This is a genomic window from Streptacidiphilus rugosus AM-16, from assembly GCF_000744655.1.
Classification (GTDB): domain Bacteria; phylum Actinomycetota; class Actinomycetes; order Streptomycetales; family Streptomycetaceae; genus Streptacidiphilus; species Streptacidiphilus rugosus.
The window spans coordinates 61,921-88,746 of the sequence record NZ_JQMJ01000001.1 but is presented as its reverse complement, the minus strand read 5'-3'; the positions used below and the strand labels follow the sequence as shown (position 1 = coordinate 88,746).

Annotated in this window: 21 protein-coding genes and 3 pseudogenes; 17 read left to right on the top strand and 7 right to left on the bottom strand. The window is 68.9% G+C overall.

The features are described from left to right. Nucleotides 1–54 precede the first annotated feature (54 nt). The 6 genes from BS83_RS46940 to BS83_RS46935 all read left to right on the top strand — a co-directional run bounded on the left by BS83_RS46940 (nt 55) and on the right by BS83_RS46935 (nt 7,204). On the top strand, nt 55–696 hold the full coding sequence (locus tag BS83_RS46940; protein WP_037599579.1) for a hypothetical protein: 642 nt from the start codon (nt 55–57) through the stop codon (nt 694–696). After that, nucleotides 696–2,873 carry a hypothetical protein gene (locus BS83_RS00405; protein WP_037599577.1) on the top strand — a complete coding sequence of 726 codons (2,178 nt, stop codon included), beginning with the start codon at nt 696–698 and terminating at the stop codon, nt 2,871–2,873. Before BS83_RS46940 ends, BS83_RS00405 begins: the two co-directional genes overlap by 1 nt. Next, nucleotides 2,870–3,565 carry a hypothetical protein gene (locus BS83_RS00400; protein ID WP_037599575.1) on the top strand — a complete coding sequence of 232 codons (696 nt, stop codon included), beginning with the start codon at nt 2,870–2,872 and terminating at the stop codon, nt 3,563–3,565. Before BS83_RS00405 ends, BS83_RS00400 begins: the two co-directional genes overlap by 4 nt. Nucleotides 3,566–3,626: 61 nt before the next feature. Then, complete coding sequence (locus tag BS83_RS00395) at nt 3,627–5,876, top strand: DEAD/DEAH box helicase (RefSeq protein ID WP_037599573.1); 2,250 nt, start codon at nt 3,627–3,629, stop codon at nt 5,874–5,876. A 62-nt stretch (nt 5,877–5,938) separates the two neighbouring features. Continuing rightward, nucleotides 5,939–6,490 (top strand): Uma2 family endonuclease, encoded by a 552-nt coding sequence (locus BS83_RS00390; RefSeq protein WP_037599571.1) that lies wholly within the window; start codon nt 5,939–5,941, stop codon nt 6,488–6,490. Between the two features lie 210 nt (nt 6,491–6,700). Continuing rightward, entirely contained in the window at nt 6,701–7,204 is a 504-nt protein-coding gene (locus BS83_RS46935) for a hypothetical protein (protein ID WP_232247973.1), read from the top strand. A gap of 613 nt (nt 7,205–7,817) precedes the next feature. Here the strand turns inward: BS83_RS46935 and BS83_RS00380 are convergent. The 5 genes and pseudogenes from BS83_RS00380 to BS83_RS43080 all read right to left on the bottom strand — a co-directional run. Continuing rightward, nucleotides 7,818–8,204 (bottom strand): PIN domain-containing protein, encoded by a 387-nt coding sequence (locus BS83_RS00380; RefSeq protein ID WP_051942254.1) that lies wholly within the window; start codon nt 8,202–8,204, stop codon nt 7,818–7,820. Continuing rightward, complete coding sequence (locus tag BS83_RS00375; RefSeq protein WP_037599567.1) at nt 8,201–8,461, bottom strand: hypothetical protein; 261 nt, start codon at nt 8,459–8,461, stop codon at nt 8,201–8,203. The genes BS83_RS00380 and BS83_RS00375 overlap by 4 nt, the downstream gene beginning before the upstream one ends. Before the next feature lie 869 nt (nt 8,462–9,330). Beyond that, a complete protein-coding gene (locus BS83_RS00370; protein WP_084712978.1) occupies nt 9,331–9,975 on the bottom strand; it encodes a transposase in 645 nt (214 codons plus the stop codon). Then, a protein-coding gene (locus tag BS83_RS00365) for an IS3 family transposase (RefSeq protein WP_157596645.1) occupies nt 9,972–11,152 on the bottom strand; the annotation gives its coding sequence in 2 pieces (ribosomal slippage) (nt 9,972–10,882 and nt 10,882–11,152; 1,182 coding nt in all). Before BS83_RS00365 ends, BS83_RS00370 begins: the two co-directional genes overlap by 4 nt. Nucleotides 11,153–11,398: 246 nt before the next feature. Then, nucleotides 11,399–11,878 (bottom strand): annotated as a pseudogene (locus tag BS83_RS43080) (IS110 family transposase); the annotation flags it as partial. Between the two features lie 367 nt (nt 11,879–12,245). Between BS83_RS43080 and BS83_RS48670 the strand changes: the two are divergent. The 5 genes and pseudogenes from BS83_RS48670 to BS83_RS00340 form a co-directional block, all read left to right on the top strand. Beyond that, nucleotides 12,246–12,530 (top strand): annotated as a pseudogene (locus BS83_RS48670) (hypothetical protein); the annotation flags it as partial. Nucleotides 12,531–12,591: 61 nt separating this feature from the next. Then, on the top strand, nt 12,592–12,714 hold the full coding sequence (locus BS83_RS48160) for a hypothetical protein (RefSeq protein ID WP_269664820.1): 123 nt from the start codon (nt 12,592–12,594) through the stop codon (nt 12,712–12,714). A 364-nt stretch (nt 12,715–13,078) separates the two neighbouring features. Further along, the gene (locus BS83_RS00350; protein ID WP_037599565.1) at nt 13,079–15,046 is read left to right on the top strand and encodes a hypothetical protein; all 1,968 of its coding nucleotides are present in this window, start codon (nt 13,079–13,081) and stop codon (nt 15,044–15,046) included. A gap of 898 nt (nt 15,047–15,944) precedes the next feature. Then, entirely contained in the window at nt 15,945–16,301 is a 357-nt protein-coding gene (locus tag BS83_RS44715) for a hypothetical protein (RefSeq protein WP_157596647.1), read from the top strand. A gap of 952 nt (nt 16,302–17,253) precedes the next feature. Further along, nucleotides 17,254–19,791 (top strand): ATP-binding protein, encoded by a 2,538-nt coding sequence (locus BS83_RS00340; RefSeq protein ID WP_037599562.1) that lies wholly within the window; start codon nt 17,254–17,256, stop codon nt 19,789–19,791. On the opposite strand, the gene BS83_RS00335 is transcribed toward BS83_RS00340, so the two are convergent. Beyond that, a protein-coding gene (locus BS83_RS00335; protein WP_157596645.1) for an IS3 family transposase occupies nt 19,765–20,945 on the bottom strand; the annotation gives its coding sequence in 2 pieces (ribosomal slippage) (nt 19,765–20,675 and nt 20,675–20,945; 1,182 coding nt in all). The two genes, BS83_RS00340 and BS83_RS00335, sit on opposite strands and share 27 nt — an antisense overlap. A gap of 80 nt (nt 20,946–21,025) precedes the next feature. Between BS83_RS00335 and BS83_RS00325 the strand changes: the two genes are divergently transcribed. The 3 genes from BS83_RS00325 (at nt 21,026) to BS83_RS00315 (ending at nt 23,377) form a co-directional block, all read left to right on the top strand. Continuing rightward, nucleotides 21,026–21,640, top strand: coding sequence for a helix-turn-helix transcriptional regulator (locus BS83_RS00325; protein ID WP_084712976.1), 615 nt, complete (start codon nt 21,026–21,028; stop codon nt 21,638–21,640). A gap of 235 nt (nt 21,641–21,875) precedes the next feature. Beyond that, complete coding sequence (locus BS83_RS00320; protein WP_051942250.1) at nt 21,876–22,520, top strand: transposase family protein; 645 nt, start codon at nt 21,876–21,878, stop codon at nt 22,518–22,520. Nucleotides 22,521–22,675: 155 nt separating this feature from the next. Further along, on the top strand, nt 22,676–23,377 hold the full coding sequence (locus tag BS83_RS00315) for an IS110 family transposase (RefSeq protein WP_051942249.1): 702 nt from the start codon (nt 22,676–22,678) through the stop codon (nt 23,375–23,377). 62 nt (nt 23,378–23,439) lie between these two features. Here the strand turns inward: BS83_RS00315 and tnpC are convergent, their stop codons facing one another. After that, the gene (gene tnpC / locus BS83_RS00310) at nt 23,440–24,897 is read right to left on the bottom strand and encodes an IS66 family transposase (protein WP_084712974.1); all 1,458 of its coding nucleotides are present in this window, start codon (nt 24,895–24,897) and stop codon (nt 23,440–23,442) included. 5 nt (nt 24,898–24,902) lie between these two features. Between tnpC and BS83_RS48665 the strand changes: the two are divergent. From BS83_RS48665 to BS83_RS00295, 3 genes and pseudogenes are all read left to right on the top strand, one after another. Then, nucleotides 24,903–25,364 (top strand): annotated as a pseudogene (locus BS83_RS48665) (transposase); the annotation flags it as partial. A 339-nt stretch (nt 25,365–25,703) separates the two neighbouring features. Then, nucleotides 25,704–26,330 (top strand): ISAs1 family transposase, encoded by a 627-nt coding sequence (locus BS83_RS46925; protein ID WP_037599555.1) that lies wholly within the window; start codon nt 25,704–25,706, stop codon nt 26,328–26,330. Beyond that, the gene (locus tag BS83_RS00295; protein ID WP_084712973.1) at nt 26,327–26,647 is read left to right on the top strand and encodes a Uma2 family endonuclease; all 321 of its coding nucleotides are present in this window, start codon (nt 26,327–26,329) and stop codon (nt 26,645–26,647) included. The genes BS83_RS46925 and BS83_RS00295 overlap by 4 nt, the downstream gene beginning before the upstream one ends. Nucleotides 26,648–26,826 lie beyond the last annotated feature (179 nt).

The following is a 26,826-nucleotide window of genomic DNA, read 5'->3' as shown; positions in this document are numbered from 1 at the left end:
AATAGCTGTTGTATGCTATTGCGGAGGCGGATTCTTCAACCCGGAGGAACGGTTGTGCGGCTGACGACAGGGCAGGCGGCGGGAGAACTGGGTGTGACCGGGGCGCCCTTGCGCAAGCTCGTGCAGACCGGACTGGTGCCCGGCGTCCTGAATCGCCCTCGAGGCCAGGTCTTTCCCCTGGAAGCGCTCCAGGCGCTCAAGACCGCACCGCACACGGACCTGTCCTTGCTCCCGGTCGCGCAACTCGCGGTGCTTCGCATCGGCCCTGCCATGCCCGTCGTAGGGGACGAGGGAGAGGACAGGGCCTGGCTGGGTTTCGGCACTCAGCTCACGCCGCATGAGATTTTGCACGCGTCGAACCGCTGGTGGAGGTGCGACCCAAGCCGCGTGGCCGAGGGCCGAGTCTTGCCGGTGACGGTGTGCGGGTTCGTCGTGGCCGTCTTGGTCGACCTCAATGACTGGGTGGACAACGGCGAACCCGCGACGCTGCGCCGCTTCCACTTCACCGGCGCGCGGCTGGCCGGCTACGTCACCGACCTGACCAGCCCCGAGGGTCACGTGCTCCTCCCTGGCGTAGACGCCGAGGACCAGAAGCTTGCCGCGCAGCTGCTCGGGAGCAGGCTCCCGTCGCAGTCAGGTGGGCCGATCGCCTATGTCCCGGCCGGTCCGGCGGTTGTCCACGAGGGTGTCAGCTGATGGATCGCGCCTCCTACAACGCCGGGCTCGCCGATCTGCGGCCACTGCGCGACGACATCGCCAGGCTGGAGAAGACCCTCACCAAGTTGCTGCGTGACCGGGAGAGCCGGGTTCGCAAGCTCGGCGGCTTCGACGACGCGAAAGCCGCCGCGATCGCGAAGGCCGCGGGAGTCAGCATCGGGGACGTCGTGGCGCTCGTGCCGCGCCTGGACCCCACGCCCGATCATGCCCGTGCGCAACTTCACCAGCCTGCAGCTGCCGCCAGAGCCCCCGAGCCGGCACCGGAGGTGGCCGCCGAGTTTGGGCCCGAGGGCGCTGTCGCCCCAGCGTTCCAGTCGGCCGCAGCCCAGCCCCGAATGCAGACGCCCGAAGCTCCCGCCCTGACGCCGCAGGCAGGCCACGCTGAGGACGACGTTGCGCCCGCCACCGTGGAGGTAGACGACAAGCCGTCGCCGCCTGCGGGGCGACCGCCTGGTGAGCGGATCGAGTTGCCTTCCATCCCGGACGGCGCGGCAGGCGAGGCCTACACTGCGGTGACACGCGACCTGTTCTCCCAGCGCCCCAACTTCACCCAGGGATCGCGGGAGATGGGGTTTTTGGACACGGTCAACGGTGTGCTGGTCTGGCGAGGCGGTGAGGTTCGCCTGGAGCTGGGGGCGCGCGCCCCGGAGGAGATCCTGGACGCTGTCCTGGCGGTCGCGCCGGGCATCGAGCGCCTCTACGTCACCGCGGGGGACCCGTGGCATGCCGGCGCGGAACGGTATCCCACTCTGAAGCAGGCCGTCGCCGCGTGGCTCAACACCACCTCGCAGCGCTGGACGGTGGACACCGGCCGGGGCCGGGACCGTATGGCCGGGCATTTCGTGCACGCGCGCCAGCCGGTCGGCCGCTACACCCGCGCCGGCGCGGACCGGAACGGCGAGCATGTGGAGATCCGCTCCGTGCGCGAGTGGTTCGACCCGGACGGGGCAGATCCGCAGCTGGTGCGCGAGGCGTTCGTGTGCCTGTGGAAGGCCTTGAAGGTCAAGTGGCCTGACGTCGTGCTGATGGGGTCTCCGTCGCAGACGGGCAAGGACCTGTGGGCGCGCACGATCCCGCTGAAGGGGCAGTGGGCGGGCGGCTACCCGGTCCTGTCGGAGGAGCTGCGGGGTCTGTTCCACGCGACCGCCGGGCAGGGCCGCACCGAGCTGATCCTGCCGCCGCGGGTGTCGGCCGAGCTGCCGTGCCTGGTCGAGTACGACCGTACCTTTGCCTACGCCCGGCACACCTGGCGCAGCCCGGTCGGCGCCCCGGGGCGCGTAACCGGGGCCGAGTTCGCGAAGCTCAGCGAGGCGGAGCAGAAGAAGCTGCTCATGTCCCCGGCGCACCTCCAGGTCCGCGTCACGGTGCCGGACGGGTGGGAGCACGTCGGGTTGCTGCCCGCGCCGATCAGCGGTGACCGCAACTGGGAGTACCCGGCCACACCCGGTGCGACGTTCACGACGTGGGCCGGCGGCGCGGAGATCTACACGGCGCTGTCGAACCCGGTCGCGCCGTGGCGTATCGAGGTGCTGGACGCACTGCTCTTCGCCGAGGGCGACCCGATCGACAAGTGGTCCAAGTGGCTCAAGGAGGCCTGGGCCTCGCTGACCGCCGCAGCGCGGATCCACGCGGATGCCCGCCAGCGCCAGGCCCTCTACCTGGCCTCCCGCGCAGTGCGCAGCATCCTGCTGTTCGGGATCGGCGGCTTCGCCCAGCGTCCGCGCCTGGTCACCGGCACCACACCCGCGGACGAGCTGCATCTGGTCCCGGAGGGCGCGGAGATCCTCACCCACGACGACCGCCACGTCACCTGGCAGCGCGTCAGTGGCTTCTCCCGCGACCCGATGGCCCACCCCGAGTGGTCGGCCAGCGTCTGGTCCGGGGCCCGGGCCGCCCTGCTGTCGATGCGGATGCGCCCGGAGAACGCCCAGGTCGGCGCCCTGCACGTCCCGGCCGGGCAGGTGGTGGCGTTCCGCACCGACGCCATCTACCTGACCGCCCGCCACGACTGGCCCTACCACGGCGAACCGGGCGACTACCTCCTCAAGGGCCACCTCACCGGCCCCGTCCCGGCACCCGGCAGCGAGGACGAGCTGCTGGCGATCCGGGACAAGGGCCGCACTGCCCTAGCCGCCACCGAGGCCGGTGAGCGATGACCACACCGCAGCAGCCGGGAGAGGCCGCACAGCTCGCACAGCAGCTGGTCGACGCCGGGTTCAACCGCCGCCAGATCGCCGACATGCTGCAGCGCAACGCCTCCCTGGTCTCCCAGTTCTTCACCAAGGGCAAGGGCGCCAGCTTCGTGCCCGCACTGCGCCAGCTCGTCCGCGCCGTCGAGGGCGGCGAGCGCGACCCGGAAGCGCTGCAGGCCATCGCACAGCAGAACCTGACGAGGCGACTCACCAAGGATGGGCGCGTGGCCCGGGTCCGCGGCCGCGACGTGCTGGAGACTCCGGGCGGGTCGATGGCCGGCCGCGCCGGACGCCAAGCGATCGCCCGCGGCGCAGGCCACCTGGCAGGCGTCATCCACGACACCGCCGAGCGCGGCGGCCGGGTCGCCGTCACCGTGCGCATGCGCAAGCGCCACTTCGCGCTCTCCTCCGGGTCGAAGGACGACTCACCGGGGCTGCGGCGTGGTGTGGTCCCGCGCGCCGACGGCACCGAGGAACGCTCCTACGGCTCGAAGGTGTCCGGCGGCTTCGACGCCCGCGAGTGGTCGGCGATGGTCGCGGCCGCCGGCGGCGACGTCACCGCCGCCGTCCTGAAGTGGCTGATCGACACCGGCCGCGCCACCGAGGACGCCGAGATCATCTACATCGAGGTCCGCGGCTGGACCCCCAGCCGCTGACCACCCGTCACACCCCGCAGGATCAGACGCCGCACCAAGTCATCGAAGAGGGATCGGACAAGTGGAGACCCAGGCTGTGGACACCGACGGCGATCCCCGCCGCGTTGAGGACACCTGGGAGCCGGCGGCACCGCACCAGTGCGCCCCTGAGGCGGCCGGGCCATTCCTCATGCCCCTGCGCGAGCACCAGAAGCAGGCCGTCACCGCAGCCTGGCGGGCTGTGCGCGACGGCGGCCGCGCGATCGTCGAATCCTGCTGCGGCTCCGGCAAGACCCTCATCGCCGCGGCCTGTGCGCGGCGCGTCGCACCGCGCGGCACGGTACTGGCCACCATGCCCACCATCGAGCTGGTCTGGCAGACCGCCGGCGTGTGGCTGCGGCACGGCGGCCGCCGCGGACCGATCGTCATCGTCTGCTCCTCCTCGGAGAACCGGGAACTCGAAGAAGCCGGTCTGAAGGTCGACGCGGTCATCACCACCAAAGCCCACAAGATCGCGGAAGTGGTCCGCGCTGCCGCGGGCCGCCCGGTCACAGTGTTCGCCACCTACGCCAGCCTCGACCGCGTCGTCGAAGCCCACGCTCTTCACGCGATGCCAGGCTTCGACCTGGCCGTCATCGACGAGGCCCACCGCACCGCTGGCTCGTCCGCCAAGCCATGGGCTGCCGTCCACGACGACAGCAAAATCCCCTCCCGCCGTCGCCTCTACTTCACCGCTACCCCCCGTATCACCGATGGCATCACCTCCGGCCTCGAAAGCAGCGAGCAGACCGTCATCTGCTCTATGGACGACCCCGAAGTGTTCGGCGAGACGGTATTCCGCTACCCCGTCGCCCAAGGCATCGCCGACGGCCTCATCGCCGACTACGAAGTCATCGTCCCCGTCATCACCGACCAGGACCTCCAGGAACTCCTCAACGAGCCCGGCATCGCCGACCTGCGCTCACGCCGCACCAACGAGGAACTCCAGCGCCTGGCCCTGCAGATCGCCACCTGCCGCGCCATCGACACCTACCAGCTGCAGCGGGTCATCACCTACCACTCCCGCATCCGCGGAGCCCGCGACTTCATCCACACCCTCCACCACGCGGCCCAGCTCCTGCCGCCCAGCGACCGCCTCACCCACCTCTACCGCGCCGCCGTCGCCGGAAGCGACCGCCTCAAAGACCGCCGCCGCGCCTTCAACGAGTTCGCCACCGCGAGCACCGCCGGCGGCCACCCCAGCGCCCTGATCGCCAACAGCCGCCTCCTTGCCGAAGGCATCGACCTGCCGGCCGTCGACGCCGTGATCTTCGCCGACCCGAAGAACTCGATCGTCGACATCGTCCAAGGCGCCGGGCGCGCGTTCCGCGTCCCCCTCGGCGTGACCGGCAAGATCGCCAGGATCATCATCCCCGTCTACCTCCCCGCCACCAACGGCGACGAGACCGCGGGGCAGGACGACACCGAGACCGAACTCAACCGCAGCGCCTTCGCCGCCGTCTGGCAGGTCCTGCGCGCGCTCGCCGCTCACGACGAGCGGGTCACCGCCCGCATCACCGAGCTGCGCACCAACCGCTACGGCGCCGGACAACTGCGCCCACACACCGCCGCACCGGGCCTGGAAGAGGACACGGACGCCGAGGAACTGGAGGACAGCCTCCCGGCCGAAGACGTCGAGTGGCTGCGCGTGGAGACCACCGCCTATGAAGACCAGATCCTGCGCACCCTCAAGCTGCGCGCGCTCAGCCCCCGCACCGCCGAGTGGGAGAAGTGGTACGAGAAGGCCGAGGCATTCCACCAGCAGCATGGTCACCTCGACGCCCGCGAAGGCGACCTCGTCGACTGGCTGAACCGGCAACGCGAAGCCCGCGCGGCCGGACGGCTCGACGCCGCCCGGACAAGCGAACTCGACCGGATCAGCATGATCTGGGACAAGCACGCCCACGCCTGGGCACGCGGCTACGCCTACGCCAAGGCCTGGCACACGCTCCACGGCGACCTCGCCATCCCCGCAGGCGCCAAGATCGACGGCTACACCGTCGGGCGATGGATGCGCGTCCAGCGCCTGAACCCGAACCTGACCAAACGGCAGCGGCAGCTGCTCGACGATCTGGACCCGCTGTGGAGATGGGACCCCAAGTGGCAGCGCGGCTTTCGCCGCATGGACGCCTACCTGAAAGCCGGTGGCACTCTCACCGGCCCCCGCAACCGCCCCGGCCTCGGCGACGACACCACCTTCCGGCCGGGAGTGTGGCAGCACCAGCAGATCAAGCAAGCCGACCTTCACCGCGACCAGATCGCACTCCTCGGGACCCTGGGTGAGTCGGGGTGAGTGGTGCGACGCGCCGGGCCTGACCCGACTACCCTAGCCCGACACCTTACGGAGGAAGCCCGATGAGCATCGACCCGAAGCACCTCGAGATGATCGAGGAGGTCCGCCGTCAGATCCCTTCGGACTGGAAAGTGGAGTTCTCAGGCGACACCATCGTCATGCAGGCGTCGCCCACTGACATCCATCAGCGAAACCTGGCGATCGTCCAGCGCCAGTTCGAGCGCCACGCACCGGACGGACATCTCTTCTCGAACAACACCGACCTGTACTCGCCCCAGGTCGCAAAGTTGCGCAACCCCGACCTGACCTACCTTCCTGACGAAGCTATGACAACCGGAAGGAACACCACGCCCGCAGATCTCGCACTGATCGCCGTGGAAGTCGTGTCCCCGTCCAACCCGGAGAACGATTGGACCGGAAAGCTCAGGGACTACCCCCTCATGGGTATCCCGCTGTACCTGATCGTGGATGCTCAGCAGAAAACAGCGACTTTGTTTCAGGAGATCGACGGAAACCGCTACCGCATGCGGGAAGACGCCGATTTCGGCCAGAAGATCCATGTCCCGGCCCCCTTCAACTTCGCCCTCGACACGTCCGAATTGCTCCCCTATTGAGCATGTAACAACTTCGTTCTCTCTGGTGAGCGGGGTTTGACAGGGTCGGAGTTGATGCTCCTTCCGAGACCGGGGGTGGTGATCGACTTCTTCTGAAGGAGTGTGACTGGGCGCTGCTGGCCGGCGTCTCCGGTCTGCTGCTCGGGGCCTTGGAGCCGTCCTACCGGGGGTGCGGTCCCGGCGTGGACGGTGGAGGCGTCTTCGGCGAAGGTGACGTCTCTGATGTGGTGCGAGGAGTTCTCCATGCCCCAATGCCCGCGGATCGCGGCGGCGAGGTCGGCGGGGCTGGCCTGGTGGACGTGGAGGCTGGTCGGCGTAGACGCTCTCGCGGGTCTCGCGCTTGCCGGTCTTCTTGCGGCGGCGGTGGACGCGGATGGCCAGGTGGGCGTGGGGGACGGCGATGCCGCCGAGTTCGTCGGGGATGGCGCAGGTCTTGATCGAGCGGGACTCGCGTCTGCCGTGCCGGGTCTCGGAGGCGGTGTGCTGGATGGGGATGTCGCGCCAGGGCAGGGCGGCCAGCTGGCGGTGGGCGGTGGGCTGGTTGGTCTTGATCACGGCGATGTAGTGGGCCTTCTTGGTCTCGACCAGCCAGGAGACGTTCGCCTTGACCGAGTGCAGTGTGTCGAAGGTGACGACGGCGCCGGCCAGGTCCAGCGGCGCGAGCAGGGGCTTGAAGTGCGTGGTTCGTTCGTCTTCGCGCCGACCTCCACCTGAGCGAGGGTCACGACGCGGCCGTGGGTGACCGCGGAGAGCAGGTGCCGGCGTACCGCCGCGAGACGGGCCGAGCCCCTGAGCGCCTTGCCGTCGACGGCGATGACGCGACGCCGCCTGGGCGTGGACGGCGTAGCGGCCGGCTCGGTGGCGGCGCGGTGCCGGTCGGCCAGGTAGGCGCCCACCGCCCGGTCCGCCACCTCAACAGGTGACGGCGGACACCCAGGGCCGCCAGCAGGGCGTCCGAGGCCCGCGCGCTCCACTCGGCGATGCTCTTCGCCCCCGCCACGACCGCGCAGGCGCACACACCAGCAGGATCGCTGTCAGCGGGTACCACCGGCCCCGTCGCGAGCGGGGGTCGGGCACCGCGTCGAGGTAGGGGCGCAGGTCGGTGACCCGGTCGGCGTTCAGCGGACCCAGCTTCACCAGCACGGCAGGGACACGAGAAGATACAGCGACAGGCAGGGGCCACCTCATGATCATTGGACTTCAGACACCACAATGATCACGAAGCCCGTGCCTGCCCTGTTATGCACCCCAACCGCTCACTACCCGACCAACTGCACGACCCCGGAACTTGCAACCGCCCTGGCCCCCGCGGGGTCCGCGTTCCTCGTCAGCCGGGCGGCTGGAGCGGAAAGGTCCTGATGGGAAGCCCCTGGTAGACGTCCGTGTCGTCGGTGAGCAGCGGCAGGCCTTGGGGCCAGTCGATGCCGGGGGAGGCGGCGTGGGCGGCGTGGGCATGGGGCCAGGGCAGCGTGGTGCGGCCCACGGCGCTGGCGGCGGCGAGGTCCAGGTCGAGGAAGGTGAGTGCTTCGAGGGAGGCGAAGTAGTCGGCGGATCCGGGACGGTCGCGTTCGCTCTGGGCCAGGCACATGGTCGGGACCAGGATCCGGCGCTGGGGAGATTGGTGGGTGGTGTCGTAAACGTAGGACAGGAAACGGTTGCCGGCGGCCAGGGCGGCCAGGGCGGTGTGGTCCAGGACGACGGTGCCAGGTGTCAAGACGCGTCGCCTTCGAGGCCGGCCCAGAAGGCGTGGGCGGCCTGCCGGTCGGGGTCGGCAGGGTCGTCGTCGATGACAACGCCGTTGGCGGCCATCGCGGCACGGCCGCGGGTCTGGCGCTCGGCGAGTTCGGCGGGTGTCAGGGTCTGCGCTGCCATGCGGGCCACGACCTGCTTGATGGACGTGTGGGAGGCGTCGGCGATCGCCTTGAGCCGGTCGCGCACCTCCACATCGACCTGAATGGTGGTGAGTGCCATGGGCCCACTCTATGCCATTCTATAGATTCTCTCTAGAAGGGACTCCTTCTCTGAGCCCGCCACCGCCGCGTTCTCCGCTGCGGGCGCCGTCAGGGGAGGCGTTCGCGCTGGGCCACGTGATCATGGATGCGACCGAGCACGTCCGGACCCGCGAACACCTCTCCCTCGCCTACGAGCTTGGCAGTCGTATCGGCTCGAGTCTGGATGTGGTGCGCACGGCGGACGAACTGGCCGACGCCGTCGTGCCGGAGCTGGCTGACGAGGTCGTCGTGGAGCTCTTGCCGGAAGTACCCACAGGCCAGCAGCTTCCCCCTGCCGAGCGGCTGGAGCGGTCCCTACTGCAGCGGACCTCGTTCCGGTCCGTCCACGCCGCCTGGTCTGAGCCGACCGGATCCCACCCAGCGGTGGACCAACTGATGGAGCGGGCACTACAGGGCGAAGACCGTGCGTTCGACGGGGTCCTCCTTGAGGATCCGCACCCGGCCACAGGGGCATCCGGCCGGCGTCCGCGTAGTGTCCTGCCGCTGTCGGCCGGCGGCACGCTGCTGGGCTTCACGGTGCTGGCACGGTATGCACCGCGAGCTCCCTTCGGCGAAGCAGACCTGATGCTGGCACGCCACATCGCCGAGCACACCGCCGCGTCCATCGACAACGCCCGCCGATACATGGCAGAGAGAGCGGTCGCCTCGACGGTCCAGGACAGCTTGGCATCGAGTTCCGCTGCACCGCAGAATGCCGTGGAGGTGGCCACCAAATACCTTCCGGTGGCGAGCGAGACGGGCGCGGGAGGCGACTGGTTCGATGTCATCCCGTTGTCAGGCGCCCGTATCGGGCTGGTTACTGACACGAAAAGTTCGGAGTGTGTGAGGTCAGGCCGCTGTGATGGGTTCGAAGCGGAGGGTCAGGCCGAGGCTGTTGGCTTCCTTGATCATGCGGCGCATGGCGCGTTCGGGGTTGCGCTTGGTGAAGTAGCCGGCACCCAGTTCCCGGTAGGGCGCTTGGTCGTGGAGTACGTGCCAGATCGCGATGGCGAGCTTGTGCATGACGGCGACCAGGGCGCGTTTCGCGCCGCGGCGGGAGGCGATGCGGCGGTAGAAGACGGCGAGGTAGGAGTCCTTGTTGCGGACCGCGGCCATTGCGGCGATCCCGAGCAGTCGCTTGAGGTTGGTGTTGCCGTGCCGGGTGCGTCCGGAGCGGTTCACGCCGGCGGACTCGCTCTGCCCGGGGCAGACCCCGATCCAGGAGGCGAGGTGGTGGGCGGTGGCGAACTGGGCCATGTCGCCGCCGGTCTCGGCGATGACGATCTCGGCTGCGAGACGGCTGATGCCGGGGATGGTGTCCAGCAGGTCGAGGTCGTGCTGCTGGGCGGCGAGCAGTTCGGCGATCCGTGCGTCGAACATCGCGACCGTGGCGTTGAGGTGGTCGATCTGGTCGAGGTAGTGGCGGACCATGAACGCGTGGTGGGGCGTGAAGTCCCCGGGCGTTTCCCCGGGTTCGTGGACACCGGTTGTCATGCGGCAACGACCAGCGTAGTTGATCGTTGTTCGTAGGTGACCGGGCTGATCTGGCCGAGGCTGGAGTGCCGCCGCCGGGTGTTGTAGCGGGTCACCCACCGGAAGACGGCGAGTCGGGCTTCGCGGGCCCCGTTCCACCGTTTCCGTCCCTGGAGCGTCTCGCGTTTCATGGTCGCGTTGAAGCTCTCCGCGGCGGCGTTGTCCGCGCTGGTGCCCACTGCGCCGCGCGATCTGGTCACGCCGAGCTCCGCGCAGACGTGCGCGAAGTCCCTGGACCCGTACTGGGCCCCGTTGTCGCTGTGGAAAATCGCCCCGCGCAGTCCGGCTGCGCCGCGGGCGGCCGCGGCGGCCCGCAGGGCGTCGGTCACCAGGGACGTGCGCATGTGGTCGGCGATCGACCAGCCCGCCAGCCGTTTCGAGCACAGGTCCAACACCGTGGCCAGGTAAAGGAACTGGCCGCCACCGATGGGCAGGTAGGTTATGTCGCCCACGTACCTGGTGTTCGGCCTGGCCGCGGTGAAGTCACGGTCCAGCAGGTCCGGCACCGGTGTCGCCGACGGCTCGGGGATCGTGGTGCGGACCTTCTTGCGCAGGTGCAGCCCGACGATGCCGAACGTGCGCATCACGCGTTCCACGCGCTTGTGGTTAATCCGGTCCCCGGCATCCCGCAGCTCGGCGGTGACGCGCGGAACCCCGTAGGTCCCGTCCGAGTCGGTGTGGATCCGGGCGATCCGCTCGGCAAGCTCCGCGTCCGCCCTCGCCCGTTCCATGCGCGCGTCCGCGCCGGCCAGCCACCGGTAGAACCCGGACCGCGAGACCTGCATCATCCGGCACAGCCGCTTCACGCCGTAGGCGTCCCGGTGATCCTCGACGAACTGAAAGCGGCTGCTCACCAGCTGGTCTCCCGGGCGAAATACTTCGCGGCCCTGCGCAGGATCTCCCGCTCGAGCTCGAGCTCCTTCACCCGCGCCCGCAGCTGCCGGTTCTCCTTCTCCATCGCGCTCGCCTCACCGGCCCCCGGCCGGGCAGCCGCCTCCGCATCACGCACCCAGATCCGCAGCGTCTCGTGGTTGACGCCCACGTCCTGGGCCACCGACGCGTACGTACCGCCCGGCGTGGCGTGGTACAGCGCGACGGCATCGGCCCTGAACTCAGGGCTGTACTTCGACGTCCCCAACGGGAACTCCTGTTCTACGGATCCTCGCGATCCAATGATCAGGGTGTCCACGACCTGGGGGAAGCGCCCCCCGTCCAGGGCCTCGACCAGCTGTGGGATCTTGGCGCGGGCCTGGCGGACGGTGAGATCGGCCAGTCGCTGCGGGTCGCGTTCACCGGCGACCAGCGCCTCGAGGATCGCCCGGCCCGAGACACCCACCACGTTCGACAGAACCGAGGCCAGCTTGAAGCCGGTGTCCTCCAGCTCCTTCTCCAGCCGCTGAGCCTCCGCGCCCGCGGCCCGGACGACTTCGGTCCGACGGCGGGTCAGATCGCGCAGTTCCCGCACCGTGCGGGGCGGGACGAAGGAACCCATCACCATCCCGGACGCGCCCGCCCGAGCCAGGAACGCCGCGTCGCTCGGATCGGTCTTGCGGCCCCGGATGCCCTTGAGGTGGGAGGGATTGACCAGCATCAGGTTCAGGTGCGGCTGCAGCAAGTAGTAGACGCTGCGCCAGTAGTCCGAGGTCGCCTCCAGCACCACGACCTCGACGCGGTGTTCCACCAGCCAGGCCAGCAGGCGGCGGATCTCGGCCCGGGTGGTGCCGAACCGCTCGGTCTCCAGGCTCCACCGGCCCGGGTGCGTGGTGCTGGGGGTGCGCACGCAGCCGAGCAGGAACCGCTTGCCCAGATCGACCCCAGCCGACCGCAGATGGATGACCTCGTCCTTCACGTCCAGCCGGGCCATGACCGGCTCCCTCCCACTCGGCGACGCATGAACCGACGGGTGGCCCGGAGGGGTCATGGGACGGAGCGGAGACTGACACGCGTGCTCCCGGCGCCGGAGGCGGCCCTGGCACAAACCGTGGTTCCCTGAAGCGACCCCCAAAACCATCCTGACTTACGAGCTCACCGGCATCGCAGTAACAACGGCAGACCGGGACACCCAGGCCCATTTTCCCAGCCACGGGGTGATCACGTCAGTGACTCTGGGTTCCTGACTTCGGCATTTCGAGGTGGTTGGCCTGTTCGTGTGGCTGACTGATGGTCATCTGCGCGGTACGTCGTGTGTATGCGCTATGCGGATGAGGGCGGGTTGACGGCGGAGAGCCGAGCTGACCCGAGCCGGCTACCAGCGGCTGGCCGCCCTCGCCGAGCAGGAAGCGCCAGTTGATGCGCGCACTCCCCAGGGACTGCCCGAACGCGAACAGCGGCGCGCCCACCGCTGCGCCGAACGCACACCACCGCCCCGACCGCCGACTGCGGGACCTCACCCGGCTGCGTGCCGCACTCTCCCAGGAACGCACCCGACACAAGCACAGGGTGGAGAAGCTGCTAGCCCCGAGGAGATCGCCACCTGTGCGCGTGGCCGCTGGACGATCGAGAACAGCGTCCATTGGGTCCGCGACGTCACCTTCGGCGAAGACGCCCGCACCATCCGCACCCGCAACGCCCGCCGTCATGGCCACCCTCGGCGACATCGTCCGCGGCACCCTCTGGACCCTCGGCTGGGTCAACGCCGCCAGCGCCAGACGCGCCCACACCGACCCCATCGCCGTCCTGCGACTCCACGGCATCACATGATCAAACCAGACATTCCCGGAACACTCCGGGGCCCTGAGGGCAGGCAGCAGGAGATCAACCTACCGGCGACGGGCCCCAACCGTCACCGCCCAACGTGCATACAGGTACGCAATTTCGTCCGGTATTTCGTCCGGCTGTTCATCCTGGCGTCCCGGGTAACCCGATGATCTGATCTAACGGAGCGCTGAAAGATCCGCTCCGTCACATCCCCAGCACAGAAAGGTGCTGTCAGTGAAGGAAACCGGTTCCCGGAGCCCCCAGGATTCCCGACGCAGTGCGGACGCGTTCGTCATCCGCAACGGCTTCGTCCAGCCCCACACCGTCCGCTACGCACCGACCCCGAAGAGCTGAGGTACCCGGACCCATGACGCGACTCTTGCGCACCGCCGGTCCCGCCGTGCGGAGACTGTGGACCGCCGCCGTTGCCCTCTGCACGGTGCTCGTCTGCCTGGCCGGCCTGCCGGCGACCCACGCTTCGGCGGCCACGTCGACACAGCTGGTGACCGGACCGATATTCCTCACCAACGGGGCCTGGCCCAACCACATCCTGTGCGCCAGCGCTGACAACGACAGCGTCTGGCTGAAGTCGTTCGACACCGCCGACCCGTACTGCCAATGGATCAGGGTCGGTGACCGCAACCAGTTCCTGCTCTTCAACCCCGAGAAGCAGAAGATCGCCACCTACCTGGGCGGCAACGGCGGCGCCGTCGTGATGCAGGACCTGGCCCTCCCCACCCCCACCCAGCAGTACTTCTCCTGGGGCGGCGCTGAGGACTGGGGCGCGTACGCCCTGCAGTCGTTCTGGGACACCGGGCAGAACGTCGATGCCATGGCCCCCGACGGCGACAGCCCGCGGACCGACGCGGTGCACACCAGGGGCTGGCGGCACGGTTACCAGCAGGAACTGACCTGGAACGAGCTCCCGGTCGCCGATGCGAACATGGAGCGTGGCGTCGCCGCACTGACGGCGTACCAGAACTACCTGAACAGCGCGCTGGGCAGCGGCGCCCCCGACGAGACCGCCTGCATGACCGAGGACATCGCCTTCGGGTCGCCGTCCGCCGGCAAAGACGTCTCGGCCGAGCTCGGCTACACCGGCGACGCCTACGGCGAGCTGCGTGCCCGCGCCGACGCCATCGGCCCGTGGGAGCAGTTCACCCTGTGCCGAAACAACCGCAACGGCCTCTACTCGCTCCGCTCCTCCGCCAACGGCAAGTACGTCTCGGCCGAGCTCGGCTACACCGGCGACAACTACGGCGAGCTGCGTGCCCGCGCCGACGCCATCGGCCCGTGGGAGCAGTTCACCCTCGAGCCCAGCGGCGCCGGCTACGCCATCAAGTCGAACGCCAACGGCAAGTACGTCTCGGCCGAGCTCGGCTACACCGGCGACAACTACGGCGAGCTGCGTGCCCGCGCCGACGCCATCGGCCCGTGGGAGCAGTTCCAGTCCACTGCGGCATCGGCTCAGCCGCGCCCGATCTACGCCTTCGCCCACAACCTGAACTCCGCCGAACGGGTCAACGACGCTCTCGACGCCGGCTACAACGGCATCGAGGTCGATGCCGCGTTCAACGTTTCCGGCGGGTGCGCCGGCGGCTGGCAGTGGGTTGCCTGTGACCCCGGCAACCCGTCAAGCGACCCTGTCAATGCGGGCAACATCGGGCTGAAGCTCACCGGCGCGATCTTCGACGCCATGGCCAACGCCCGGCGCAGCGGCAAGAACCTCGCAGTCGCATGGGTCGACATCAAGGACTCCAACGACGGCGACCAGCCCGCCCAGATCAGCGCTCTGCGCGGCATGGTCCGTGACAAGCTGCTGGCCGCCGGGATCAGGGTGATGTACGAGGTGCCCTACTCGGCCGACAACAGCGCCGCCTGGAACGCTCTCAAGCAGAACCTGAGCCCCCTGGAGTCGGTAGCCGTCACCGGTACCTACTCACAGGTGAGCGGCACCTACTCCGCGCAGGGCGGCGGAATCCCCGCCGAGCACCGGTTCGCCACCGACGGCTCGGCCGTCTTCGCCACCCTGTACGGGACCTGCATGGCCAACGATGACAAGGTCACGGGGCTCAAGGAGAGCGTCGCCAACCGTGACGCTGGCAACCTCCGTGGCGTCTTCGCCTGGACCATGGGCTCCTCGCCCGACGGTGCCGACTGCGCGGCACGGATGCTCGGTGAGGTCGGCGTGAACGGTCTGATCGCCGGATCCCGGCTCTCGGACTACATCAAGGAGAGCGACACCGACCTGGCGGTTAAGAACGTCACCGACTGGGTCCACCAGCACCCCGACCAGACGCGGATGGCCAACACCCACGACAACCTCTTCGGCTGAGCCTAAGCCGGGCCTACCGCCTTCCATTATCTCGGCGGTAAAGGGTGGTTCGGACAGCCACAGTTGACGGGCCGTCCGAACTACCCGTGCCACGATCGTTAACGTCCCTGGCCAGGTGAACCCGGGGCTGAGTAGTTCCCCTCAATACCGCCGGCCAGGTCCGAGGCAGGTGCGCTGTCGAACCCGAGATCCCCCAGTGTCAACCCACGGCCCAGACGTTGGCTGATCACCTGGCCCAGAAGTGCGGCGGCTTCAGCTCGCGGTTCCTGCCCCTTCAACCAACGGGCAACCTGAGTCGGGCTAGGCCTAGCTTCCTGGCCAGAGCGTTTCGCCGCATCGATCAGGCGCCTGGACAGCCCGCTGTTGGTTAAGCCTGCCTCCACCATCGGCGCTTCCAGACGTCGGTTCCCCTCCCCCGGCTGCATGCTCAGACCCCTAACGCCAGCCCTGCGACGCGTCCATGACCACTGCCCATGAACGCTGCCATGCTTCCCGGCTGTCCGCACGGGTTTGCGAAGCTTGGATGTTGTCGCAACGGGGATGCAAGGCTCAACCCTGCCACGGAACAGCGCCAAAGAGACTGAATGCCACCTCCCCCGTATCCCGGAGGCCCCCGGCGAGCCGACGGATCCTGCAAGAAGACGTAGGGGCATGCGGTCCCCTCGGTGGCGCGGGCATCGGAGCCGGCACCCCTTGGGCCTCAGCTCGTGAGTGCCAGGACTCACACAAAAATCAAGATCACCCAACTGGTGATCCTGATGTCGGCTGGTACGACGCGCGCCACAGTGCTTCAATCGAACAGGTGCACGATTTAAAGCCCGCCCTACCCGCCACCTGGCCCGCCGCGGTGGAAGCCCCAGGCCTGCCCGGCTGGGAGGAGACCGCCTACAAATGGCTCATGGACCAGGCCCCCGGCGCCTGGCGCGAAGGCCTCACCGGACCCCAGTACCGGCAGCACCCCTTGATGCTCGCCCGCGACCTGCAGTACGTCATTGCGGGCCGTCTGCTGGGTGGCCAACTCAGTCCCGTCGTCGAGCATGTAGTGACCGGGAGCCTTCAATCGGATGATCTTCCTGATCATCCCGAATTGGCGCTTGGCTGTCACATCACGGCAGGGGCGCCTGCCTGTAACGCGCGGACCGGTCCGCCGGCCGGTGGCCTCGCGGGCGCGGTCTTCGAGGTCACAGATCGGCGCCCGACGCTGAAGGCTTGGCGTTGCGCGTCCCAGGCCAAGACGGTGGCGCGAAACCGATAGGGCGCTCCAGGGCAGGCCGGGGAGGGTGTAGGGGTGCCGGGGAGGTTGTTCGTATGGAAGGTCTGGTCAGGAGCAGGTCCAGCTCCGGCGGATAGGCGGGCGCGCCAGGTCTCGGCAGCGAGTCGGCGTCCCTCGGGCAGGGCGCCGCGGGCGGCATCGCTGTCAAGGAGGTCAAGCGGGTCCTCTTCGATGGGTAGCGCGGGGACGGCTTGCCCGGAGAGGCAAGCATGGACCTGGTCCAGATCCCACAGCCGGATACGGACGCCCGGGCGAGAGAGAGTGGGTGGCAGGACGGCGTAGAGCCGTCGGCGGCGGAACATGGTCACAGAGACGCCAAGCAGACTTGCGGCGTCGGCGTCGCCGATCGCTGTCCGGCCGACCGGAATGACACCGGGCCGGGAGTTGGCGGGGAAGTCCACGATGTTGTTCCTCCGACGGTAGGTGTCGTGGTCGTAGCTGCGGTCGGCAGAGGTCCGCTTGGGCCGACGAAGCGGCCAGCCCCGACGGCCCCGATTCGGCGGGGTCGTTTGGAGCAGCGGAATGAGTTGGATGACCTCGTCACAGTTGCCGCCGGCGAAGATCGCAGCCAAGAACATCAGGCAGACCACCTCACCCCGGCAGCCAGCTGTCTTGTCTAATCCTGAGCACGACTCCTCTCCTGGACACGAACGAAAATGCCCTGGCGCCTGGAGAGATTTCCGTCCGCCAGGTTCTGCTGGCACGTCCGGGATGGGTGAGTCGGTGACTTAGATCAGACCAAAGGGCCGCGCGGGACACCAGGAAGAACAACCGGACGAAAGACCGGATGAATCGCGCACGCGTAGGCACTTCCAGCGGTGACGGCTGGGCCGACTGCCGGTAGAGTCCCCATAGTTACCAGCAAGTAGTGTCCTGTCGGTGCGCGGCGCCGGGTGCTGGTTGGTGTGGGAGGCCTAGTCAGTGGATGGTTCGGGTGACGGCATTCGGTGAGCTGCTGCTGGGTTGGCGCCGGGCTGCAGGACTGACGCAAGAGGAGCTTGCCGAGGCCGCTGGTGTTGCCGCGCGGTCCATCCGGGACCTGGAGCATGGTCGTCGGGGGCGCCCGCAGAGCCGCACGGTGCAGATGCTGGCCTCGGCCTTGGGGTTGACCGAGACCCAGACCGCTGCGTTCCTGGCCGCCGGCCGCACCGGTGCGGCAGCCGTCCCCGTTGCCGGAGACGCGGCGGCGGAAGCCGACCTGCTCGATCGTGACGGGCAGCTGGCGGTGCTGGAAAAGGCGGCCTCGATCGCCCGCGGCGGGCGCGGGCGGGTAGTGTTGCTGCGGGCCGGCGCCGGGATGGGGAAGACCTCGCTGCTGAAGGTCTGGGCCGAGCGCGAGCGCGCACGCGGCATGCAGGTGGCGCGGGCTTGCGGTAGCGAACTGGAGGGTGACTTCGCCTTCTCCATTGCCCGACAGCTCGCGGAAGCTGTGCTTGGCACGGCTGACACGGCCGGCCGGGACCGCCTGCTCGAGGGCCCGGCGCATCTGGCCACCCGGATCCTGCAGCCCGACGCCGACCTGGTCACAATCGCGGCGCTGCCGGATGCGCAGATCGGTGTGCTGCACGGCCTGTACTGGCTGATGGTGAACGCCGCCGACCACGGTCCGCTGGCGCTGGTGATCGATGACGTGCACTGGTCGGACCTGCCCTCGCTGCGGTGGCTTGCCTACCTGGCCCGCCGGCTCGACGGGCTGCGTGTACTGCTCGTCCTAGCTACGAGGCCTACCGAACAAGTCTCCTTCGAGGCCGTGCTGGACGAGATCACGGCCCAGCCGGATTGCCAACTCGTGGACCTGCCGGCTCTGTCGGAGGCCAGCGCCGCACGCCTGGTGCGTGCCGGCTTGGGCAGGGAGGCGGAGGGGGCGTTCAGCCGGGCGTGCGCGAGAGCGGCCGAAGGCAATCCGCTTCTGCTGCGGGAGCTGATCCGCAGCCTGGGTGAGCGCCACGTCGAACCGACCGGCGACAATGTCCACCGGGTGGCGGATCTGCACGGCCGTGTCCTGGCCACCACGGTGCTCAAGCGCCTGACCCGCCAGAGGGAAGCGACCGTGGCCCTGGCCCGGGCGCTGGTGGTCCTGCCTGACGGCTCCCGGTGGGAAGTGGCTGCGGCCCTGTGCGGCATGTCAGAGGCCGAGACCGCCGACCAGGCCCGCGCGCTGACCCGGATCGGCGTGCTGGAGCCAGCCGACACGGTCCGGTTCACCCACCCCCTGATCCGCACGATGATCATTGAGTCGATCATGACCGCCGGGCAGCTTGCCCACGCCCACGCCGACGCCGCCCGGATCCTGTACGAGGACGGCGCGCCCGGCGAGGTCACGGCCGCGCACCTGCTGCAAGCCGAACCGGCCGGCGAAGCCTGGCGCGTTGAGTGCCTGCGCGAGGCCGCCCGCACCGCCGCGAGGCGGGGCGCACCGCAGGCAGGCGCCACCTATCTGCGCCGGGCGGTGCGCGAGTCCGCCGAGCCCCGCGCACGTGCCCGAGTGCTCGCTGAGCTTGGGGGCCAGGAGATGCTCAGCGACCCTCGGGCTGCGGTATCCCACCTGACCCAGGCACTGGCCGCGATCACTGACCCGATTGAGCGTGCGCACGCCACCGATGCCCTGGCCGGCGCCCTGCTGGTCAACCGGCACCCCGAACACGCCGTCGATGTGCTCGCCCAGGCCATCACCGACCTGGAACAAGGCGATGCGGACCGTACGGACCAGGGACGGGCCCTGTCCTGGCGGCTGCAGTCCCAACTGGTCGTCATCGGCTGCGAACAGGCATCCACTGTCGCGCAAGCCCGGCACTGGGCAATGCGGCTTCGCAACCTGGACCTTCCCGGCGACACTCCGGAGGAACGAGCCGTCCTGGCCGCCCTGGTCATCCCAGCGGTGTGTGCCGACTCAAGCGCGAAAATCGCCGATACCCTGATCGACCGAGCGCTACGCGGCGGCATCGTCATCGAAGGCCCGGGCACTCAGCTCTTCGGCTACGGCTACGCCTGTTTCGCTCTGATACTCACCGACCGGCTCGACGACGCGGCGGTGTACTTCGGCCAATTCGCCGACCTCGGATCCCGCCACAGCTCCCCCTTGCTGTCCACCTTCGCCGCAATGGGACGCAGCGCCATGGCCAGCCGCCGAGGACAGGTCCCCCTCGCCCTGGCCATCAGCCTGGCCGACCTTCCCACCTTCGCCGCCGGCAAAGACCGGATGGCCCTCAGGTTCACCGAACACGCCGTCAATGCAATGATCGAGCGGGAGGAGCTGAACGAGGCGGCCGGCCTCCTGGACACCGTCGGCGACCTCGGAACCCTCGACTACACCTGGAGCACGCCGGCCCTGCTCGCCCGCGGTCGACTCCAAGCCGCCCAGGGACAGACCCGCGCCGCGCTGGCCACCTTCAATCAGTGCGCGGCCGGGGAACGGGCGTTTCCCCGGGTTCGTGGACACCGGTTGTCATGCGGCAACGACCAGCGTAGTTGATCGTTGTTCGTAGGTGACCGGGCTGATCTGGCCGAGGCTGGAGTGCCGCCGCCGGGTGTTGTAGCGGGTCACCCACCGGAAGACGGCGAGTCGGGCTTCGCGGGCCCCGTTCCACCGTTTCCGTCCCTGGAGCGTCTCGCGTTTCATGGTCGCGTTGAAGCTCTCCGCGGCGGCGTTGTCCGCGCTGGTGCCCACTGCGCCGCGCGATCTGGTCACGCCGAGCTCCGCGCAGACGTGCGCGAAGTCCCTGGACCCGTACTGGGCCCCGTTGTCGCTGTGGAAAATCGCCCCGCGCAGTCCGGCTGCGCCGCGGGCGGCCGCGGCGGCCCGCAGGGCGTCGGTCACCAGGGACGTGCGCATGTGGTCGGCGATCGACCAGCCCGCCAGCCGTTTCGAGCACAGGTCCAACACCGTGGCCAGGTAAAGGAACTGGCCGCCACCGATGGGCAGGTAGGTTATGTCGCCCACGTACCTGGTGTTCGGCCTGGCCGCGGTGAAGTCACGGTCCAGCAGGTCCGGCACCGGTGTCGCCGACGGCTCGGGGATCGTGGTGCGGACCTTCTTGCGCAGGTGCAGCCCGACGATGCCGAACGTGCGCATCACGCGTTCCACGCGCTTGTGGTTAATCCGGTCCCCGGCATCCCGCAGCTCGGCGGTGACGCGCGGAACCCCGTAGGTCCCGTCCGAGTCGGTGTGGATCCGGGCGATCCGCTCGGCAAGCTCCGCGTCCGCCCTCGCCCGTTCCATGCGCGCGTCCGCGCCGGCCAGCCACCGGTAGAACCCGGACCGCGAGACCTGCATCATCCGGCACAGCCGCTTCACGCCGTAGGCGTCCCGGTGATCCTCGACGAACTGAAAGCGGCTGCTCACCAGCTGGTCTCCCGGGCGAAATACTTCGCGGCCCTGCGCAGGATCTCCCGCTCGAGCTCGAGCTCCTTCACCCGCGCCCGCAGCTGCCGGTTCTCCTTCTCCATCGCGCTCGCCTCACCGGCCCCCGGCCGGGCAGCCGCCTCCGCATCACGCACCCAGATCCGCAGCGTCTCGTGGTTGACGCCCACGTCCTGGGCCACCGACGCGTACGTACCGCCCGGCGTGGCGTGGTACAGCGCGACGGCATCGGCCCTGAACTCAGGGCTGTACTTCGACGTCCCCAACGGGAACTCCTGTTCTACGGATCCTCGCGATCCAATGATCAGGGTGTCCACGACCTGGGGGAAGCGCCCAACAACGGTCCATGGTGACCACCCCTGCCTCCGCACCATGGCGGTCCGAGGCCGCCCTGGCCCACGCCGCACTCGGCCACCGTGAACAGGCATTCGCCTTGGCACACGAGGAACTCAATTTGGCCGAGGCCTGGGGAACACAAACAGCCATCGGCATCAGCCTGCGCGCCCTGGGCGTGATCACCGAAGGCCATGCCGGACTCGACCTGCTCCACCAAGCCGCCAGCGCCCTCGCCAGCTCCCCGGCCCTCCTCGAGCACGCCCGCGCCTTGTACCACCTCGGTGCGGCAGCCTGCCGCCTCGATGACACCGCCACCGGGAGGCCCATCCTGGTCCAGGCCCACGACCTCGCCAACAATTGCGGAAGCCGAGCCCTGACACGGCTCACTCGCACCGCGCTAGCCGCGATCGGCGCCGACCCCGGACCGCCGCCCCCCTCCACACCCATCCTGCCCGGCTTGGAATACAAGGCCTCCACCCTGACGGTCGCCGGCCACACCGACCGGCAGATCGCCCAAGCCCTGATGATCACCCCCCACACCGTACAAACCACCATCACCAGCGCCTGCCGACGACTCAACCTCCCAGACCGCACCCACCTGCCCGCGGCCTTGGGAGTGTTCTGAAGTTCTTCCAGAGCGCGTTGAAGCGGGCCGTCTTCAGCGGGCAACAGGGCCCCGGAGTGTTCCGGGAATATCCGGATTGACCACGCCGGCATCGATGGTGCCGTGGGCGTAAAGCGAACACGGCGCCTGTGGATCATGGAGTTCTCAAGGCTTCACGATCTGCAGAGGTGCCGTGCTCGTCGCTTCATCTTCTCCTACGTTCCTCGTGCCTGCGTACGCGCCCTGCCTAACACCTGTGCAGGCCGACGCTGGAGCGGTCCCCGACGGCCTGCTGCGGGCCCTGGCCCGGGTCCCCGATCCGCGTGATCCGCGCGGGGTGCGCTACCGGCTGGCGACGCTGCTCGCGATCGGGGTCTGCGCGATCACCACCGCCGGTCACAACTCCCTGGTCGCGATCAGCGAGTGGGCCCGCCGCTGTGACCAGCAGGTCCTGGCCGACCTCGGCTGCCCCTTCGACCCGATGAGCGGACGGATACGGTGCCCGGACGAAAGGACCCTGCGTGACGCCTACGGCAAGGTCGACCCGGCCGAGCTGACCCGGGCCGGCTACCAGCGGCTGGCCGCCCTGGCCGAGAACGAAGCGACAGCCGCCGCGCTTACCCCCGAGGGCCTCGCAGAGCGCGAACAGCGCCGCGCCGAACGCACACCACCGCCCCGAGTGCAGCGCCGGGTCTTCGTAGGGGACGGCAAGTGCCTGCGCGGGGCGAAGCGCCCCGACGGCTTGCAGGTCTACGTGTTCTCCGCGGTGCGGCACCGGGACGCGTTGACCGTCGCCGCCCGCGAGGTCGGTGCCAAGACGAATGAGTCCTTGCATCCGGCTTCCGGACGTTGGCGCCGCCGTGAAAATGGAGTGGGGTGGCCGCTTGCCCGACGCCGCTGATCTTTGGGCTGGTGGCCCGTAATGAGTCTGGTGCCGGGAGTCGCTTCCGAGGGGCTGCGCACTGGTGCTTCGAGCACGCGGGTTAGATTCTCGTCTTCCCTCCATGGCTCCCCGGGCGGTCATCACCGCGTCAGCGGCGATGAGGGGAACAGGTGATGGCTGCAGAGGAGTTGGAGCTCGAATCCGAGCTGGTGGAACGGGTCGCGGCAATCGACATAGCCAAGGCGAGCGGCATGGTCTGCACGCGGGTGCCCCACGCGACGCGTCCTGAGCGCCGGGTGCAGGAGGCCTGGAACGTCGCCTCGACGACCGAGGCGATCATGGAGCTGGGCCAGGCACTTGTCGCGCTGGGCGTCACCCGGGTCGTCATGGAGGCGACCGGCGTGTATTGGCGGCCGTTCTTCTTCCTCCTGGAGTCCTGCGGGCTGGAGTGCCGGCTTGTCAACGCCCGCGACGTGAAGAACGTCCCGGGACGCCCGAAGACGGACAAGCTCGACGCGATCTGGCTGGCGAAGCTCGCCGAGCGGGGCATGCTCCGTGCATCCTTCGTCCCCGAGCGACCCATCCGCCGACTGCGGGACCTCACCCGGCTGCGTGCCGCACTCTCCCAGGAACGCACCCGACACAAGCACCGGGTGGAGAAGCTGCTCGAGGACGCGCACATCAAGCTCTCCTCGGTCGCCACCAACCTGTTCGGACTCTCGGCACGGAACATGCTGGACGCCATGGTCGCCGGCGAGCGGTCCCCTGAGCGCCTGGCCGACCTGGCCCAGGGCAAGCTCAAAGCCAAGCACGCTGCGCTGGTCACAGCGTTCAACGGCCGGTTCGACGAACACCACGCCTATGTATTGGGGTGACTGGATAGGTGCCCCTGGGCGGAGGCGTGGTTGGTCGCCGGTCGGCGGGGACCGGTGAGGGTTCAGGTGGTGGTGGGTGTCCAGGGTCTGCCGCGCATGGCTTGTTCGAGGACGTCGAGCATGTTCTGACCGTGACGGTCGGTGGTGGCCAGGTAGGTGCGGATCGTCGCGAAGTCCTGGGCCCCGGCCAGGGTCCGTAGGCTTCCGGAGATCTTGATCCGCAGTTTCGCCATCCGGATCGTCTGCTCGGCCGGGTTGTTGTCGAAGGGCAGCGTCAGGTCGTGGACCCAGCGCAGGTAGTCGTCCCAGCGGTCGCGCAGGCGCTTGAACAGGGCGTTGTGCTTGCATTCGGTCTTCGATGACCGGGCACGGGTGGCCTTGATGCCGTCTCGGACCGTGGTGCGCAGGGCCTTCAATTCTCCGGTCTTGAGCCGGTCCTCGATCCGGTCGGCGCCAGTGGCGCGGGCCGTGTCGGCGGCCTTCTTCAAGGCCAGTATCGAGTCGATGGCCCGGTAGGCCGCGCAGCGCGCCGCCTGGCTGCCGCGTTCGGTGACCGCGATCAGTTCGCGCAGGGCGTGCGCGGCACACAGGGCGTGGGTGGCCTGGGTGTAGGTGTCGTATGGGGCCCAGGCGTCATGCATCGCGACCCCGGTGAAGCCGGGCAGGATCCCGGCGGCGTCCGTCCCTTCGGTTCCACGCCGTCGGTGCACGCTCAGGTGCACGAACATGCCGGTGGAGGCGGAGTGCAGCCAGTGCAGACGCCCGGCCGTGCGGAACCCGGTCTCGTCGAAGAACGCCAACGGCGCGGTGACGACCTTGTCGGCGACCAGGCGGCCGAAGGCATCCAGCCGGGTGGCGCACGTGCGTATCCAGGAGGCCACCGTGCCCGCGGCGACCGGCGCGTCGAACAGATCGGCCAGTGCCCGGGCGGTGCGGTCCTTGGACAGGAACTGCCCGTGCATCAGATAGATGCCGGCGGCCGCCAGGCGGGGTCCGTACTGCACCGGGGCGACCGGTACCTCTTCGGGCACCAGGGCCTTCTCGGCCCGTCCGCAGGCGCATCGGCAGGTGAGGATCCGGTGCTCGGTCACCTCCAGCCCGATGCGTTCGGGCAGGTCGAAGACCTGCCGGCGCTCGACGTGGGCCACGCCGGCTTCGGCCAGGTCGCAGCCACAGCCGGCGCAAGGGCCCTGGGGGCGGTACTCGACCTCGTGATCCGGGTCGCAGACCTGCCGCAGCGTGATGCCCGGCTGGCCCTTGGGGCGGCCCGGACCTCGGCCCGACTTCTCACGCAGCGACTTCGGCGCCGGTTTCGCCAGCCCGTCCGCTGACGGCGGTTTGGACGAGTTCGTGGAGTTCTGCCCCAGCCGGACCTCCAGGTCCAAGATCCGGGCCTTCGCCTCCACCAGCTCCGTGCGGACACCAGCCAGCTCGTCGAGGGCCCTTTCCAACCTGCCGCTGAGCTCGACGACCAGCGAGGACATCTCCTCGTAGGTCGGCAGCGTGGATTCGGCAGGCACAGCCCGTGATCTTCGCGGTCAAGCACCAGAAGATCAACTCAGACCCGGTCGGGCACCTATCCAGTCACGTATTGGGCACCCTGCTTGGGGCGATCGACCACGCGCAGAGCCAGATCGACGACCTGACACGGCACATCGAGACGTCTCTAACACAGCTGTCAGGGCCACAGGCGGACCTCGACGCCAAGAGGCCAGCTTCGGTCGGTGGCGCTCTCACTCCGGCGGAGCGGCTGGACGAGATCCCGGGCATCGGCGCGATCACCGCGCAGATCATCCTCGCGGAGATCGGACTCGACACGAGCGTCTTCCCCACTCCGGGCCACCTGGTCTCGTGGGCGAAGCTCTCACCGCGCACCATCCAGTCGGCAGGAAAGACCTTCCCGGGCGGCACCGGTCAGGGCAACCCCTGGCTCAAGGCCGTTCTCGGTGAAGCGGCAATGGCAGCCGCACGCACCGACACCTTCCTCGGGGCCCGCTACAAACGACTCGTCAGACGCCGAGGGCACGGCAAGGCCCTGGTTGCGGTGGCACGATCTATGCTCGTCATCGTCTGGCACCTCCTCGGGCGATCCCCAAGCCCGCTTCCACGACCTCGGGGCCGACTACCACCAGCGCCTGACGGACAAGGCCACCCGCACCCGCGGGCTCATCCGCCAGTTGGAAGCCCTCGGGCACGACGTCACCATCAGTCCGCGCACGGCGGCCGGCTGAGGCCCACTGCCACACGGGGCCCCGGCGAAGCCAGCAGGGCCGCCGCGCGATGGCATGGCCCTACTTTCGGGTTAGATCCCCGAGTTCCAGCCCTGATGGAACAGATCCCCGACGAGGAACTGGAAGACGCCGTGGTCACCCTCGACGCCCTGCATGCCCAGCGCGAGCACGCCCGCTACCTCGTCGAAGAGCGCGGCGCCCACTACCTGCTGAGCGTGAAGGGGAACCAGAAGAACCTCGCCCGGCAGCTCAAGTCCCTTCCCTGGAAGCAGATCCCGGTCCTGCACCGCACCAGCGAGCACGGTCACGGCCGCGAGGAGATCCGCGAACTCCAGGTCGCCTCCGCGAACGGACCCCTGTTCCCCCACGCCCGCCAGGTCGTCCGCATCCGTCGCCGGCGCCGCCTGCTCGGAGCGAAGAAGTGGAGCGAGGAGGTCGTCTACGCCGTCACCGACCTGCCCGCCGAGCAGGCGAGCCCCGAGGAGCTCGCCACCTGGGCCCGCGGCCACTGGACGATCGAGAACAGCGTCCACCGGGTCCGCGACGTCATCTTCGGCGAGGACGCCCGCACCATCCGCACCCGCAACACACCCGCCGTCATGGCCGTCCTCGGCGACATCGTCCGCGGCACCCTCCGCACCCTCGGCTGGGTCGACGCCGCCAGCGCCAGACGCGCCCACACCAACCCCATCGCCGTCCTGCGACTCCACGGCATCACATGATCAAACCGGACATTCCCGGAACACTCCGGGGCCCTGCCGGAAGGAACACCACGCCCGCAGATCTCGCACTGATCGCCGTGGAAGTCGTGTCCCCGTCCAACCCGGAGAACGATTGGACCGGAAAGCTCAGGGACTACCCCCTCATGGGTATCCCGCTGTACCTGATCGTGGATGCTCAGCAGAAAACAGCGACTTTGTTTCAGGAGATCGACGGAAACCGCTACCGCATGCGGGAAGACGCCGATTTCGGCCAGAAGATCCATGTCCCGGCCCCCTTCAACTTCGCCCTCGACACGTCCGAATTGCTCCCCTATTGAGCGTGTCCCAACTTCGTTCTCTCTGGTGAGCGGGGTTTGACAGGGTCGGAGTTGATGCTCCTTCCGAGACCGGGTGTGGTGATCGACTCCTTCTGGAGGAGACAATCACCGGCCGGGCGGAGGGTCACAATGTGGGTTCTTGTTCGTCCCGAAGTAACGCGGATCAAGTACTGCAAGGT

Coding starts and splice junctions, on each gene's coding strand:
- BS83_RS00405 (WP_037599577.1), top strand. CDS start 696: ATGGATCGCGCCTCCTACAACGCCGGGCTCGCCGATCTGCGGCCACTG.
- BS83_RS00400 (WP_037599575.1), top strand. CDS start 2,870: ATGACCACACCGCAGCAGCCGGGAGAGGCCGCACAGCTCGCACAGCAG.
- BS83_RS00390 (WP_037599571.1), top strand. CDS start 5,939: ATGAGCATCGACCCGAAGCACCTCGAGATGATCGAGGAGGTCCGCCGT.
- BS83_RS00375 (WP_037599567.1), bottom strand. CDS start 8,461: ATGGCACTCACCACCATTCAGGTCGATGTGGAGGTGCGCGACCGGCTC.
- BS83_RS00370 (WP_084712978.1), bottom strand. CDS start 9,975: ATGACAACCGGTGTCCACGAACCCGGGGAAACGCCCGGGGACTTCACG.
- BS83_RS48160 (WP_269664820.1), top strand. CDS start 12,592: ATGGCCACCCTCGGCGACATCGTCCGCGGCACCCTCTGGACCCTCGGC.
- BS83_RS00350 (WP_037599565.1), top strand. CDS start 13,079: ATGACGCGACTCTTGCGCACCGCCGGTCCCGCCGTGCGGAGACTGTGG.
- BS83_RS44715 (WP_157596647.1), top strand. CDS start 15,945: ATGGACCAGGCCCCCGGCGCCTGGCGCGAAGGCCTCACCGGACCCCAG.
- BS83_RS00325 (WP_084712976.1), top strand. CDS start 21,026: ATGGTGACCACCCCTGCCTCCGCACCATGGCGGTCCGAGGCCGCCCTG.
- BS83_RS00315 (WP_051942249.1), top strand. CDS start 22,676: ATGGCTGCAGAGGAGTTGGAGCTCGAATCCGAGCTGGTGGAACGGGTC.
- BS83_RS46925 (WP_037599555.1), top strand. CDS start 25,704: ATGGAACAGATCCCCGACGAGGAACTGGAAGACGCCGTGGTCACCCTC.
- BS83_RS00295 (WP_084712973.1), top strand. CDS start 26,327: ATGATCAAACCGGACATTCCCGGAACACTCCGGGGCCCTGCCGGAAGG.